Here is a 14,653-nt window from a genome sequence, read left to right on the forward strand (position 1 = left end):
CAGAAACACCGTGAATCGCCGACAGGTATAGTCCACTTCCCGGCGGCTGAGCAAGATCGAATGCAAGGTTCACCGACTGTCTTTTCCGAGTTGAGACCTCGCGGAAATATGAGCGGGGTGTGCACCGGTCGGGGGAAATATCCCTGCCATCCCTTCCGGACACCCCGCTCAACACCCTTGACACAACTGTCGACTTGAGACACAACTAATCCTTGCGCATCAAGCTGACAACGTTGTCCACAGCGCAGGGAGAGTGCTTGTTGATGAGGCACAGACGCGGCACGGCGGTCGTATGGACGACCGCCTTCGCTTTGGCGGTGGGCTCGCAGGGCGTGGCGGTGGCCCTGCCGGAGACCCCCTCCGTCGACCGGGAGTTCAGCTCCTCCTTCGAGAGCGGTGACCCTGCCCCGGACTGGCTCAACACGGTCGACACGGCGCCGGACGGCAGCAAGCGGGCCGCGGGCGTGGACGGCGGATACAGCTCGGGCATTCCGGGCAATGTGACCGACCATGTCACGGACGTGCGGGCGAACGGGGAGAACACCGGCGGCGGCGAGGTGAAGGAGAACCTCGTCGACGGGGAGCCGAGCACCAAGTGGCTGGTCTTCGAGTCCACCGGCTGGGTCGAGTTCGACCTGGACAAACCGGTTCGGATCGCCAAGTACGCGCTCACTTCGGCCAATGACTTCTCCGGCCGTGATCCGAAGGACTGGACCCTGAAGGGCTCCACCGACGGCACCGACTGGAAGACCCTGGACACCCGCTCCGGCGAGACCTTCGCCGAGCGCTTCCAGACCAAGATCTACGACATCGCCGAGCCCGGCGAGTACCGGCACTTCCGGCTGGAGGTCACCCGCAACAACGGCGCCTCGGGCATACTCCAGCTCGCCGATGTGCAGTTCTCCACCGGCGGCGGTGAGACCCCGGTGCCGCAGGACATGCTCTCGCTGGTCGACCGGGGGCCGAGCGGCTCGCCGACGGCGAAGGCGGGCGCGGGCTTCACCGGCAAGCGGGCACTGCGCTACGCGGGACGGCACACGGCGGACGGCCGGGCCTACTCGTACAACAAGATCTTCGATGTGAACGTGGCGGTCGGCCGGGACACCCGGCTCTCCTACCGGATCTTCCCGTCGATGGCGGACCGCGATCTCGACTACGACGCCACCAACGTCTCGGTGGACCTCGCCTTCACCGACGGCACCTACCTGAGCGATCTGCGGGCCACCGACCAGCACGGCTTCCCGCTGACCCCGCGCGGCCAGGGCGACTCCAAGATCCTCTACGTCAACCAGTGGAACAACGTGGTCTCGCGGATCGGTTCGGTCGCGGCCGGCAAGACCGTGGACCGGATCCTGGTCGCCTACGACTCCCCCAAGGGCCCGGCGAAGTTCCGCGGCTGGCTGGACGACGTGACCCTGGAGCGGGCGCCCCGGGAGAAGCCGAAGGCGCATCTGTCGGACTACGCGGTCACCACCCGCGGCACCAACTCCAGCGGCGGTTTCTCGCGCGGCAACAACTTCCCGGCGACGGCCGTGCCGCACGGCTTCAACTTCTGGACCCCGGTCACCAACGCGGGTTCGCTGAGCTGGCTGTACGACTACGCACGTGCGAACAACGACGACAACCTGCCGACCGTCCAGGCCTTCAGCGCGAGCCACGAGCCGAGCCCCTGGATGGGCGACCGGCAGACCTTCCAGGTGATGCCGTCGGCCGCCTCCGGCACCCCCGAGACGGGGCGCGAGGCACGGGAGTTGGCCTTCCGGCACGAGAACGAGACGGCGCGGCCGTACTACTACGGGGTGCGGTTCGAGAACGGGCTGAGGGCGGAGATGGCGCCGACCGACCACGCGGCGGTCATGCGCTTCACCTACCCCGGCAGCGACGCGAGCGTCCTGTTCGACAACGTCACCGACCAGGCGGGCCTGACCCTCGACAAGGACAGCGGGACCTTCACCGGCTACTCCGACGTGAAGTCCGGTCTGTCCACGGGCGCCACCCGGCTGTTCGTCTACGGCGAGTTCGACAAGCCGGTCAGCGAGGGCGACTCCAGCGGTGTGAAGGGCTATCTGCGCTTCGACGCCGGGAAGGACCGCAAGGTCACCCTGCGGCTGGCGACCTCGCTGATCAGCGTGGACCAGGCCAAGGCCAATCTGCGCCAGGAGATCCCGGACGGCACCTCCTTCGAGGCCGTCAAGCACCGCGCCCAGCGCCAGTGGGACCGCATCCTCGGCAAGGTCGAGGTCGAGGGCGCCACGCCGGACCAGCTGACCACGCTGTACTCCAGCCTGTACCGGCTCTACCTGTACCCCAACTCGGGCTTCGAGAAGGTCGGTTCGAAGTACCAGTACGCCTCGCCGTTCTCGCCGATGCCGAACCCGGACACCCCGACGCACACCGGCGCGAAGATCGTCGACGGCAAGGTGTACGTCAACAACGGCTTCTGGGACACCTACCGGACCACCTGGCCCGCGTACTCGCTGCTGACGCCCTCTCAGGCGGGCGAGATGGTCGACGGGTTCGTGCAGCAGTACAAGGACGGCGGCTGGACCTCCCGCTGGTCCTCCCCCGGTTACGCGGACCTGATGACCGGCACCTCCTCCGACGTGGCGTTCGCGGACGCGTATGTCAAGGGCGTCGACTTCGACGCGGCGGCGGCGTACGACGCGGCCGTGAAGAACGCCACCGTGGTGCCGCCGTCCTCCGGCGTGGGCCGCAAGGGCATGGCGACCTCGCCGTTCCTCGGGTACACCAGCACCGACACCCACGAGGGCCTGTCCTGGGCGCTGGAGGGCTACCTCAACGACTACGGCATCGCCCGCATGGGCCAGGAGCTCTACAAGAAGACCGGCAAGAAGCGCTACAAGGAGGAGTCCGAGTACTTCCTGGACCGGGCGCAGGACTACGTGAACCTCTTCGACTCCGAGGCCGGGTTCTTCCAGGGCCGCAACGCCAAGGGCGACTGGCGGGTGGAGTCGAAGAAGTACGACCCGCGGGTGTGGGGCTACGACTACACCGAGACCAACGGCTGGGGCTACGCCTTCACCGCCCCGCAGGACTCCCGCGGTCTCGCCAACCTCTACGGCGGCCGGAACAAGCTCGCCGACAAGCTCGACGAGTACTTCTCCACCCCGGAGACCGCCTCCCCCGACTTCGTCGGCTCCTACGGCGGGGTCATCCACGAGATGACCGAGGCGCGGGACGTGCGGATGGGCATGTACGGGCACTCCAACCAGGTCGCCCACCACGCCATCTACATGTACGACGCGGCCGGGCAGCCGTGGAAGGCGCAGAAGAACGTCCGCGAGGTGCTCTCCCGCCTGTACACCGGCAGTGAGATCGGCCAGGGCTACCACGGCGACGAGGACAACGGCGAGCAGTCGGCCTGGTACCTGTTCTCCTCGCTCGGCTTCTACCCGCTGGTCATGGGCAGTGGCGAGTACGCGGTCGGCTCCCCGCTGTTCACCAAGGCGACCGTCCACCTGGAGAACGGCCGCAAGCTGGTGGTCAAGGCGCCGAAGAACAGCGCCCGCAATGTCTACGTCCAGGGTCTGAAGGTCAACGGCCGCTCCTGGAACTCCACTTCGCTGCCGCACTCGGTGCTCGCCAAGGGCGCGGTCCTGGAGTTCGACATGGGGGCGAAGCCGTCCGCCTGGGGCACCGGCAGGAACGCGGCGCCGGTGTCGATCACCCGGGACGACCAGGTGCCCACGCCCCGGGCCGACGTGATCAAGGGCGAGGGCGCGCTGTTCGACAACACCTCCGCGACCAACGCGGCGGTGACGTCGGTCGACCTGCCGACGCCCGAGGCCGCCGAGGCCGTCCAGTACACGCTGACCTCGGCGGACCGCACCAAGGCGCCGACCGGCTGGACCCTCCAGGGTTCCGCGGACGGCACCGAGTGGACGACCCTCGACCGGCGCACGGAGGAGTCCTTCGCCTGGGACCGGCAGACCCGGGCGTTCTCGGTGAAGGCACCGGGTAGCTACCAGAAGTACCGCCTGGTGCTGGACGGCGAGGGGACACTTTCGGAGGTCGAACTCCTCGCGGGATGAGGTGAGTCGAGGGACCTGCCGGCGGCGGCCGGCGGGTCCCTCTGCTGACAGATCGTGATCGCCGTGCCTATGATGCGGGCGATGATGAACTTCTCCTCTTGTGGATTGGAGGAATCGTCCGCGCAAGGTGAGTGCTGATGGCACTTCACTTCGCGCCCACGATTCCCGCCCGCCTGTCGATGTGGCAGCGCGTACGCGAGTACGCCGTGCCACCGTCCATGATCGAGACCGCGACCGCGCGGCGCCTCGTCGGTGACTGGGCCGGGGCCTGTGCCGCCGCCCGGGTCGACGTCGATCTCGATCTGCGCGCCGTGCGCACACGCCACGGCACCGATATCGCCTCCCGTCTCCGTGCGGACCTGCGTGGCCTCGCGCCGGACCTGCTGCGCTGGCACATGCCCCGCATCGCCCCCGACGGACGGCTCCGCCCCGGCCTCACCCTCACCCTGGCCCGCTACCCGGGCGCCCTGCATCTGGTGGTCCGCACGCCGCCGGCCCGGGCGGACGCCGGGCAGCGGATGTCGCTGTCGCTGTGGGAGGAGTCCGGCACCGGGCACTCCTTCGGGCACCATCCGCATCCGCACCCCGACCGGCGGTTCCGGCTCGATCTGCACCGGCACCTGTGGGACGCCGGGCGCAGTGGGGAGCTGGCGCGCCGCTGCGCGGTGAGCGGCAACTCCCCGTGGGCCACGGAGCGTTGGGCCGCAGAGGGCGAGCTGCTGCTGCGGGCCGAAGGGCTCGGCCCTCGTGGGACGTTCACCGTCCGGCTGGGCGCCCGCAGTCGCGCGGTGCTCGAACTCGTCGCGCCCGACGACAGTCATGTGCCGGCGGTCCGGGAGGTGGAGCTGCCCGCGCGGGAGGCCGCCGCGCTTCCGGTGCTTCCGGAGGCGGCGGCGCGGGTGCTGCCGGACGTGGAGCTGCTGCGGGCGGGGCTGGTCCCGGCGGGGCGGCTGCATCCGCTGGTCGCCGCCGCGCTGCCGGTGTCAGGTCCGGCTCAGGTGGCTGCTTCCCCGGTTCCCGAAACCGATGACCCCTTCCGTGTGGAGTGCCGGGGCGAGGTGCACCGGATCGAGCTGCGGGACGGGGTGCTCACCGCCGTCGACCACGACCCCGCCGAAGTGCGCCGCGAGGAGCTGCTGGTGGCGCTCGGCGGGCCGCCGCTGGCGTGTCTGCGGGTGATCGACACCGTGCACCGCAGCCCCGAGCAGTTGCCCGCGGTCCGGGAGCGGCTGCGCCACGGTGATGTCGCCGGGGCGCTGGCCGTCGTCGAAGGGCTGCTCGGCCCCGGTGCCGTACTGCGGGACGGGCCGCTCCGGGAGGAGCTGGAGTCGGCCGCCGCCCGCCGTGTCGAGCACGGGCTGTTCCGCTCCGGGCTCCTCCCCGTGCACCCCGCCGCCGGTGGCGGGGCCGACGCGGCCGCGCGCCGCTTCGACCGGCACACATCTCCGCACTGGCGCCGCAAGCGCGGCAACCGGTCCCGTCCCCGCACCGGCCTGTTCTCCTGACCCACGTCAGCCCACGCGGCTGTCCCGTTCTCCCAACACACCTGGTGATGCCCATGCCTTCCGCTGCCCTCATGCCCGTCGTCGACCCCCAACTCGCCCTCGCCGAAGACCTCCTGACGCTCCTTCGGACAACCACCACCGAACCCCGACCCGACGAGCAGCTCGAAGCGCTCACCCTCGCCGTCGCCGCCGACCTGCCGGTCCTGCTCTGGGGCGAACCCGGTATCGGCAAGACCGCGGCCCTGACCCAGCTCGCCGACTCCCTCGGCCTGCCGCTGACGACGGTGATCGCCAGCGTCCACGAACCCACCGACTTCTCCGGCCTGCCCATCGTGGGCGACGATCCCGCGGTGCGCGGTGTGCCGATGGCCCCGCCGCAGTGGGCCGTGGACCTCGTACGCGCCGGGCGGGGCCTGCTCTTCCTGGACGAGCTGTCCACCGCCACCCCCGCCGTCCAGGCCGCGCTGCTCAGGGTCGTCCTGGAGCGCAAGGTCGGCGCCCTGCAACTGCCGCCCGGCGTACGGATCGTGGCCGCCGCCAACCCGCGCGCGTCGGCGGCGGACGGGTGGGAGCTGAGCCCGCCGCTGGCCAACCGGTTCGTACATCTGTACTGGGTGCACGACAAGGATGTGGTGGTACGCGGCCTGGGCGGGGTGTGGCCCCGGGCCGAGCTGCCCCGGCTGGAGCCGGAGCGGCTGGCGGAGGCCGTGGCGCTGGCCCGGCGTGCGGTGTGCGGCTTCCTGGAGGCCCGGCCGACGCTGATCCACCGGCTGCCGAGCAGCGAGACCCGGCGCGGCGGTGCCTGGCCCTCGCCCCGCAGCTGGGAGGCCGCGCTGACCCTGCTGGCCTTCGGTACGGCGGCAGGGGTGTCCCGGGAGGTGCTGGCGCTGCTGGTGCGCGGCGCGGTCGGGGACGGGCCGGGACTCGAACTCCTCGCCCACCTCGACCGGATGGATCTGCCGGACCCGGAACTGCTGCTCGCCGACCCGGACAACGCCGGGCTGCCCGAGCGCGGCGACCTCAGGCAGGCCGCGCTGGAGGCGGTGGTGGCCGCCGTCGGGGCCCGCCCGGAACGGCGGCGCTGGGAGGCCGGCTGGGCGGTGCTGGTCCACGCCCTGGAGACCGGGGCGCCGGACCTGCTCGTCGCCCCGGCGAAGGCGCTGGCGGCGGTGCGGCGCGACGACTGGGAGATCCCGGCGGCGGTGGAGCGGCTGGCCGCGATCGTGGGTCTGGCGGAACGGGCCGAACGATCGGTGGCGGTGGCGCGAGCCCCGAAGGTACGCCGATGACCGGGCGCACGGGCGCCGCGCGCCCGCTCCCGCGCCCCATGCCGCCGCCTCCCCCGCCCCGCCCGCTCCAGGTCTCCGTCCCCGCCGCGCCGGTCCGGCGCCGCACCCCCGAGAACCCGCCCGGACTCCCGCTGGACATGGACAAGCTCCTGTCCGCCCGCCTGCACGCCGTGCAGGTCCGCCCCTACCTGGCCGCCGCGTTCTTCGCGCTGCACGTGGTGGAGGACCGCTCGGTGCCGACGATGGCGGTCGACGCGTACTGGCGCTGCTACGTCTCCCCCGGGTTCGTGGCCCGTACGCCGGTCGAGGAGCTGGCGGGCGTCTGGGTGCACGAGGTCTCCCACCTGCTCCGGGACCACCATGAGCGCGGTCTGCGCTACGCGCGCGAGAACGAGGAGTACGGGCCGGGCGAGCGGCTGCGCCGCAACATCGCCGCCGACTTCGAGATCAACGACGACATCTACGGCGAGGGCCTGCCCATGCCCAGGGGCGCGGTGCTGCCGTCACTGCTGAGGCTGCCGGACGGGCTGCTGATGGAGGAGTACCTGCGCACCTCCTCCATGAGCGGTCTCACCTCCGACCTGGCCTGGCTGGACTGCGGCGGCGGCGCCGACGGGGAGGGCAGGCCGTGGGAGCTGGGGCCCGAGGGCGCCCATGGGCTGACCCGGCAGCAGCGGGACGCGGTGCGCTTCCGGGTCGCGGAGGGCATCAAGGGCCGGCCGGGCGACGCCCCGGAGGGGTGGAAGCGCTGGGCGGACGAGGCGTTCCATCCGCCGCAGCCGTGGCGGCAGTTGCTGGGCGCGGCCGTGCGGTCGGCCGCCGGGGCGCCGGGCGCGGGTGAGAACCACAGTTACCGGCGGCCGTCCCGGCGTTCGTCCGCCGTGCCCGGGGTGGTGCTGCCGAGTCTGCGGCGCAATCCGCCGCGGGTGTGCGTGGTGATCGACACCTCGGGTTCGGTGAGCGACGCCGAACTGGGCGGCGCGCTGCTGGAGGTGGCGGCGATCGCGCGGGCCGTGGGCGGGCGGCGCGATCTGGTCTCGGTGATCTCCTGCGACGCGGCGGCCGGGGTGGCCGTGCCGATCTGCCGGGCCGAGGACATCGAGCTGATCGGCGGCGGGGGCACGGATCTGCGCTCCGGTTTCGCCCGGGCGCTGCGCTCCACGCCCCGCCCGGACGTGATCGTCGCGCTGACGGACGGCCAGACGCCCTGGCCGTCCGAGCAGCCGTCGTGCCGTACGGTCGTCGGGCTCTTCCCGCGTCCGGCCCGCCGGGTGAACGAGAACGACCCGGACTACGAGCCGGACGGCCCGCCGTCCTGGGCGCGCGTCGTCACCATCGGCTGAAGGCGCAGCACGGCCACGCCGTGTCAATGGGTGCGGCAGGCGACTGTCGCGGCGTTGAGGTCGGGGCAGGGGTGGCTCATCAGCCACCCCCGCCTCCGCAAGTTTCCATCCCCGGACCGATCCGTGCGAGGCGTCTCTCAGCCGACCCGGCAGGGCAGCTCGGTGGCCGTATCACCCCCGCCCCCCGTGACGACGTACCCGAAGGTGGTGCTCTCGCCCGGGTCGAGCGAGCCGTTCCAGTTGGCGTTGTGGACCATCACGGACTGGCCGTTGTAGGTCGGGGTGCCGTTCCAGAGGCTGTCGACCGTCTGGCCGCTCGGGAGGGTCCAGTCGACCATCCAGCCGAGCATGGGGACGTCGCCGGAGTTGGTCACGGTCACCTCGGACTGGTAGCCGCCGCTCCAACTGCCGGTGGTCCTGCGGGTGGCGGTACAGGTGCCCGGGACCGGCTCGGTCGGGTTGCCGGGCTCCTTGATGCCGGTGACCTCGCCGTTGCCGCCGTCGAAGACGATGTCGGAGCAGGAGTAGAACGTCTCGGCGCTGTCCGAGCGCTGCCAGACCATGTAGACGAGGTGGCGGCCGGACTTGTTCGCCGGGAGCTGCCCGGTCCAGGAGTAGTTGGCCTCGACGGTGCCCGGGGAGCCGTTCAGCGGCGGGTGGTCCACGCTCAGGAAGGGCTGCTCCTCGATGTCGTCCCAGGTGAGGGGCTGGGTCGGGTCGAAGCCGTCCTTGGTGATGTACACGTAGAACCAACCCGGGTGCGCGGCCCAGGCGTTGTAGGAGAAGTCGACGGTCGCGCCCGAGGTGAGGTGGGTCAGCGGCCAGTCGTCGCGGGGCTGATTGAAGCCGGTGAAGTTGGCGTTGCCGCCGCTGCACAGCTCCCCGTCCGGCACGAATCCACGGGTGCGGCCGGCCCCGTCGGAGCGCAGCACGGAGAACCAGTTGTAGAACGGGGTCGTCCCGCTGACCTGTTGCGCCGCCTTGCAGGCCGGGTTGACCGGCTTGATCTCCCCGGTGTCGGTCAGCCCGTCCTGCCAGCACAGGAAGGTACGGCTGCCCGGTTTCATCGGCGTCCCGTGCGCCTCCGCCTCCGCCCCGGCCGACAGGACGAGCGCGATCGCGGGGACGGTGGCGAGCAGCGAGACGAGGACCAGGAAGAGGGCGTGGGCACGGAGGGCGAGCGCTAATCGTCGCGGGGGCCTTTCGGGCGCGGGCAGTTTTGTCAGGATCATGACACTTCAGTTCCATTCCCTCGGGTACGGAAGCCACGGGATGCGGGTGAGGCGGGAGCACCCCGGGCGGGTTCCGGTCCACCAATAGTGGGAGCGCTCCCACCTCACTTGAATCGGAAAGTAGCGCGCTGGGGGGCGGTTGTAAACGGCTGGCGCAGGGGCGTCAAGGGTGTGTTCATGGCTCGCCGGATCGAGTGGCGGTACCTTCGTACGTACGATCACGCCGCGTATCGGCATCCAGACTGGCGGCCATGGGAGCAGTGATGACCACACCCCAGCACGGACGGGCCACCGAGGAGACCTGGATGTTTCCCCCGGCCGACGGCTGGACCTTCGACCAGGTCAAGCACTTGGAGCTGCCCTTCGACTGGGAACTCGTGGATGGGCGGATCGTGGTTCGGGGACAGACCAAGTTCTGGCACAACCGGGTTCGGGACAGGCTGGCCGCTGCCCTGGACGCGGCGCGATCCGCGCCGTACGAAGTAGTGGCCGAGCAGTGTGTCATGGTCGACGACCAGAACACCCCCAAGCCCGACGTGATCGTCTTTGACCCTCGGCAGTTGGACTTCTTCGAGGTCGAGTGTGTCCCCGTACGGAAGGTCGCCCTTGTCGTGGAGGTCGTCTCCCCCGGCTCCCGCCAGGACGACCGCGTACGCAAGCCCGCTCTCTTCGCCGCGAGCAAGGTCGCCTGCTACTGGCGCGCGGAGCTCGAACGCGACAGGACACTCGCCGTGCACGAGTACTGGCTGAACGCCGACACCCAGTCCTACATCCCCGCCCCCATGCACCCGGTGCACCACGGCAAGCTCGTCACCGAACTGCCCTTCCCGGTGGAAGTCGACCTGGACGCCGTACTCGGCTTCTGACCGCGCGCCGGACGCGTAGCGTACGGGCATGACCTTCGATATGCACCGGGCCCTGGCCGAAGCGCCTCGGGATCGGGGGGTGGCCTGGCGGTTTGTTCGGGAGTTCGCGGCCTACTGGGGGCGGCCCCTGCGGGCCGGGGACGGGTTCGGGGTGGAGGAAGTCGGGGCGGCGGGGCGGCGGTTGGGGGTGGGGCTGCCTGCCGCGCTGTGCGAGGCGTACGTGTTGTTCGGGCGGCGGCGCGATCTGACCGGCAATCACGACACGTTCCTGGCGCCCGACGAGCTGTACGTCGCCGACGGCGTGCTCGTGTACCAGGTGGAGAACCAGGGCTGCGCCTACTGGGGTGTGCCGGTGACGGATCTCGGCGACGCCGATCCCGCTACCGTGCGGCGGCCGGACACCTCGCCGGTGTCGCGGTGGGAGCCGCATGAGTCCAGTCTGTCCGTGGCCCTGCTGGCGATGGTCATGTCCGAGGTGCTGATGCTGGAGGACGGGCTCTCGGATCACGGGGAAAACCCGGACGCCGTCCCCGAGTTGGAGCGGCTGTACGACGAACTGCCTGCCGTGGGGCAGGGGTTCCGGTGGTTCAGCGGGCCCGACGCGCTCGTCCGGGTCACCGGTGGCGGCGCGTGGATCGACGTGCGGGGGCGGACGCCCGAGGCCCTGGACGCCGTGCGCAAGGCCGTTCCCGTGGAGTGGCTGGAGGGGTGACGAGGGGTACGGCGGAGGGCCGCACCCCCGCCGAACGGGGATGCGGCCCTCAAGTGCCGTGCCGTACCGCTTACTTGCGGATCAGGCTGCGCAGCACGTACTGCATGATGCCGCCGTTGCGGTAGTAGTCGGCCTCACCGGGGGTGTCGATGCGGACGACCGCGTCGAACTCGACGCCCGTGTCGGTGGTGACCTTCACCGTGCGCGGCGTCGTGCCGTTGTTGAGCTCCTCGACGCCGGTGATGGAGAAGGTCTCCTCGCCGGTCAGACCGAGGGACTCGGCCGAGGCGCCCTCCGGGAACTGCAGGGGCAGCACGCCCATGCCGATCAGGTTGGAGCGGTGGATGCGCTCGTAGGACTCGGCGATGACGGCCTTGACGCCGAGCAGCGCGGTGCCCTTGGCGGCCCAGTCGCGGGACGAGCCGGAGCCGTACTCCTTGCCCGCGAGGACGACCAGCGGGATGCCCTGCTCGATGTAGTTGCGGGAGGCGTCGTAGATGAACGACACCGGACCGCCGTCCTGGGTGAAGTCGCGGGTGTAGCCGCCCTCGGTGCCCGGCGCGATCTGGTTGCGCAGGCGGATGTTGGCGAACGTACCGCGGATCATGACCTCGTGGTTGCCGCGGCGGGAGCCGTAGCTGTTGAAGTCACGACGCGCCACACCGTGCTCGGTGAGGTACTGGCCGGCCGGGGTGTCGGCCTTGATGGCACCGGCCGGGGAGATGTGGTCGGTGGTGACCGAGTCGCCCAGCTTGGCGAGCACACGGGCGCCGGAGATGTCCGAGACCGGCTCCGGGTCCATGCCCATGCCCTCGAAGTACGGGGGCTTGCGGACGTAGGTGGACTCGGGGTCCCACTCGAAGGTGTTGCCGGTCGGGATCGGCAGCGCCTGCCACTGGGCGTCGCCCGCGAAGACGTCCTGATAGGACTTGGAGAACATGTCCTCGCCGATGGCGTTGGCCACGACGTCGTTGACCTCGGCCTCGGAGGGCCAGATGTCCTTCAGGTAGACCGGGTTGCCGTCCTGGTCGGTGCCGAGCGCGTCCTTGGTGATGTCCACCTTCATGGAGCCCGCGATGGCGTACGCGACGACCAGCGGCGGGGAGGCCAGGTAGTTCATCTTGACGTCGGGGTTGATCCGGCCCTCGAAGTTGCGGTTGCCGGACAGCACCGAGGTGACCGCGAGGTCGTGGTCGTTGACCGCCTTGGAGACCTCCTCCGGCAGCGGGCCGGAGTTGCCGATGCAGGTGGTGCAGCCGTAACCGACCAGGTTGAAGCCGACCTTGTCCAGGTACGGGGTCAGGCCCGCCTTGTCGAAGTAGTCGGTGACGACCTTCGAACCCGGGGCGAGGGTGGTCTTGACCCACGGCTTGCGGGTCAGGCCCTTCTCCACGGCCTTCTTCGCCACGAGCGCGGCGGCGACCATGACGTACGGGTTGGAGGTGTTGGTGCAGGAGGTGATGGCGGCGACCGTCACGGCACCGTGGTCGATCTCGTACGTCGAGCCGTCGGGGGCGGTCACGGTGACCGGGTTGGACGGGGCGCCGTTCGGGGCGACGGCCGGGGCGTCGGAGGCCGGGAAGGACTCCTTGCCCGCCTCGTCCACGTCGTCCACGTAGTTGCGGACGTCCTGCTTGAACTGCTCGGCGGCGTTGGCGAGGACGATACGGTCCTGCGGGCGCTTCGGGCCGGCGATCGACGGGACGACCGTGGAGAGGTCCAGCTCCAGCTTCTCGGAGAAGTCCGGCTCGGCCTTCGGGTCCAGCCAGAGGCCCTGCTCCTTGGCGTACGCCTCGACGAGCGCGACCTGCTGCTCGGAGCGGCCGGTGAGCCGGAGGTACTTGAGGGTCTCGTCGTCGATCGGGAAGATCGCGGCGGTGGAGCCGAACTCCGGCGACATGTTGCCGATGGTGGCGCGGTTGGCCAGCGAGGTGGCGGCGACGCCCTCGCCGTAGAACTCGACGAACTTGCCGACGACGCCGTGCTTGCGGAGCATCTCGGTGATGGTGAGCACCAGGTCGGTGGCGGTGGTGCCGGTGGGCAGCTCGCCGGTGAGCTTGAAGCCGACGACGCGCGGGATGAGCATCGAGACCGGCTGGCCGAGCATCGCGGCCTCGGCCTCGATACCGCCGACGCCCCAGCCGAGGACGCCGAGGCCGTTGACCATGGTGGTGTGCGAGTCGGTGCCGACGAGGGTGTCGGGGTACGCCTGGCCGTTACGGACCATGACCGTACGGGCCAGGTGCTCGATGTTCACCTGGTGGACGATGCCGGTGCCCGGCGGGACGACCTTGAAGTCGTCGAAGGCGGTCTGGCCCCAGCGCAGGAACTGGTAGCGCTCCTTGTTGCGGCCGTACTCCAGCTCGACGTTCTGCGCGAAGGCGTCGTTGGTGCCGAACTTGTCCGCGATGACGGAGTGGTCGATGACCAGCTCGGCCGGGGAGAGCGGGTTGACCTTCGCCGGGTCGCCGCCGAGCTCCTTGACGGCCTCACGCATGGTGGCGAGGTCCACGACACAGGGGACGCCGGTGAAGTCCTGCATGATCACGCGGGCGGGCGTGAACTGGATCTCCTGGGAAGGCTGGGCCTGCGAGTCCCAGCCGCCGAGCGCGCGGATGTGGTCGGCGGTGATGTTCGCGCCGTCCTCCGTGCGGAGCAGGTTCTCCAGCAGGACCTTGAGGCTGTACGGAAGGCGGGCCGAGCCTTCCACCTTGTCCAGCCGGAAGATCTCGTACGACTCGTCGCCCACCTGCAGCGTGCTGCGGGCGTCGAAGCTGTTCGCCGACACGACAGTCTCCTTCTTTGATGTGCGCGTTCCCACCGCATCCTGCCGCCACGGCGACTTGGCCGATCCGCTAAGGTCAGGCTAAGTTAGGTAACCCTTACTAGGTGGCGGCTGCGGTACGCCTCGGCAGATATCTCGATGTCGAGATAACTCTAGTACATGGGGGCCGGATGGTCATGCCCGGCCCGGCTCACCCATGTCCGGCACGCCATGGTGTGCTCCTGTACTCATGAAGCACACCACCCCACTGCCCCACAGTCTCTGGCGTTCGCTCCAGGCGCACTACGCGATGCTCGACCCGGAGGAGAAGAAGCAGGCGGAGGACCTGGCCACCGTCAGAGCGGTCCACGACCACCGGGTCACCCACGACGGCGTCCCCTACACCGGCATCGCCCTGGACTGCCTCCGGAACCCGGAGCACGGCGTCGGCGTCCTCCTGCACGGCACGCGCGTGGTCGCCGTGGGCACCGCCGACCTCGCGGCCAGGACGGACCTCGCCGAGCGCGACGCCCGGGACCCGCGCACGGGCCTCGACGAGAGCCTCCTCGGCCACTGGAGCACCGTGCCCTTCGACTACGGCGTGATGGAGTGCTCCGACTTCGAACTCCGCGCCGACGGCACGGGCTGGGCGAGCGTGACGAACGCCTTCATGGAGGATGCGCAACTCCTGACCTGGCACTGCCCGGAGCCCGGGGTGCTGGAGGTGCGGTCGCCGCCGGAGACCGGGGAGGCGAGGCGGCACCGGTACCGCGTGGGACCGGAGGTGCCGGTGGACTCGGCCGAACCGGTGATGTCGATCACGTTCGACCCGCCGTTCGTCTACGGCCATCAGTACGCCAAGTCGACATGAGCGGACGGACCAGGACGTA

The 14,653-nt window shown here is 70.3% G+C and carries 9 protein-coding genes; 7 read left to right on the plus strand and 2 right to left on the minus strand.

The annotated features are described in order from the left end of the window. Positions 1-263: 263 nt before the first annotated feature. The 4 genes from ACZ7L7_RS16680 (at position 264) to ACZ7L7_RS16695 (ending at position 8,189) form a co-directional block, all read left to right on the plus strand. Positions 264-4,052 carry a GH92 family glycosyl hydrolase gene (locus tag ACZ7L7_RS16680; RefSeq protein WP_472076225.1) on the plus strand — a complete coding sequence of 1,263 codons (3,789 nt, stop codon included), beginning with the start codon at positions 264-266 and terminating at the stop codon, positions 4,050-4,052. 137 nt (positions 4,053-4,189) lie between these two features. Beyond that, entirely contained in the window at positions 4,190-5,557 is a 1,368-nt protein-coding gene (locus ACZ7L7_RS16685) for a hypothetical protein (RefSeq protein ID WP_472076227.1), read from the plus strand. A 53-nt stretch (positions 5,558-5,610) separates the two neighbouring features. Then, the gene (locus tag ACZ7L7_RS16690; RefSeq protein ID WP_471592137.1) at positions 5,611-6,846 is read left to right on the plus strand and encodes an AAA family ATPase; all 1,236 of its coding nucleotides are present in this window, start codon (positions 5,611-5,613) and stop codon (positions 6,844-6,846) included. A gap of 137 nt (positions 6,847-6,983) precedes the next feature. Next, positions 6,984-8,189 (plus strand): vWA domain-containing protein, encoded by a 1,206-nt coding sequence (locus ACZ7L7_RS16695; RefSeq protein WP_472076390.1) that lies wholly within the window; start codon positions 6,984-6,986, stop codon positions 8,187-8,189. A 137-nt stretch (positions 8,190-8,326) separates the two neighbouring features. On the opposite strand, the gene ACZ7L7_RS16700 is transcribed toward ACZ7L7_RS16695, so the two are convergent. Continuing rightward, complete coding sequence (locus ACZ7L7_RS16700) at positions 8,327-9,421, minus strand: lytic polysaccharide monooxygenase auxiliary activity family 9 protein (protein ID WP_285513521.1); 1,095 nt, start codon at positions 9,419-9,421, stop codon at positions 8,327-8,329. 251 nt (positions 9,422-9,672) lie between these two features. On the opposite strand from ACZ7L7_RS16700, the gene ACZ7L7_RS16705 reads away from it, so the two are divergent. Next, on the plus strand, positions 9,673-10,287 hold the full coding sequence (locus ACZ7L7_RS16705) for a Uma2 family endonuclease (protein ID WP_250748541.1): 615 nt from the start codon (positions 9,673-9,675) through the stop codon (positions 10,285-10,287). A 28-nt stretch (positions 10,288-10,315) separates the two neighbouring features. Continuing rightward, the gene (locus ACZ7L7_RS16710; protein WP_472076229.1) at positions 10,316-10,999 is read left to right on the plus strand and encodes an SMI1/KNR4 family protein; all 684 of its coding nucleotides are present in this window, start codon (positions 10,316-10,318) and stop codon (positions 10,997-10,999) included. Between the two features lie 70 nt (positions 11,000-11,069). Here ACZ7L7_RS16710 and acnA read toward each other — a convergent pair whose 3' ends face one another. Further along, on the minus strand, positions 11,070-13,787 hold the full coding sequence (acnA, locus tag ACZ7L7_RS16715; RefSeq protein WP_285513519.1) for an aconitate hydratase AcnA: 2,718 nt from the start codon (positions 13,785-13,787) through the stop codon (positions 11,070-11,072). Positions 13,788-14,013: 226 nt separating this feature from the next. Here acnA and ACZ7L7_RS16720 point away from each other — a divergent pair, with 226 nt between their 5' ends. Further along, the gene (locus ACZ7L7_RS16720; protein ID WP_472076231.1) at positions 14,014-14,634 is read left to right on the plus strand and encodes a DUF6985 domain-containing protein; all 621 of its coding nucleotides are present in this window, start codon (positions 14,014-14,016) and stop codon (positions 14,632-14,634) included. Positions 14,635-14,653: the final 19 nt, after the last annotated feature.

It is taken from the genome of Streptomyces sp. NPDC110618, from assembly GCF_055657065.1.

Bases quoted from the DNA above. Each gene is read 5' to 3' on its own strand.
- ACZ7L7_RS16700 (WP_285513521.1), bottom strand. From the start codon at position 9,421: ATGATCCTGACAAAACTGCCCGCGCCCGAAAGGCCCCCGCGACGATTA.
- ACZ7L7_RS16720 (WP_472076231.1), top strand. From the start codon at position 14,014: ATGAAGCACACCACCCCACTGCCCCACAGTCTCTGGCGTTCGCTCCAG.
- ACZ7L7_RS16685 (WP_472076227.1), top strand. From the start codon at position 4,190: ATGGCACTTCACTTCGCGCCCACGATTCCCGCCCGCCTGTCGATGTGG.
- ACZ7L7_RS16695 (WP_472076390.1), top strand. From the start codon at position 6,984: ATGGACAAGCTCCTGTCCGCCCGCCTGCACGCCGTGCAGGTCCGCCCC.
- ACZ7L7_RS16710 (WP_472076229.1), top strand. From the start codon at position 10,316: ATGACCTTCGATATGCACCGGGCCCTGGCCGAAGCGCCTCGGGATCGG.
- ACZ7L7_RS16690 (WP_471592137.1), top strand. From the start codon at position 5,611: ATGCCTTCCGCTGCCCTCATGCCCGTCGTCGACCCCCAACTCGCCCTC.
- ACZ7L7_RS16705 (WP_250748541.1), top strand. From the start codon at position 9,673: ATGGGAGCAGTGATGACCACACCCCAGCACGGACGGGCCACCGAGGAG.
- ACZ7L7_RS16680 (WP_472076225.1), top strand. From the start codon at position 264: ATGAGGCACAGACGCGGCACGGCGGTCGTATGGACGACCGCCTTCGCT.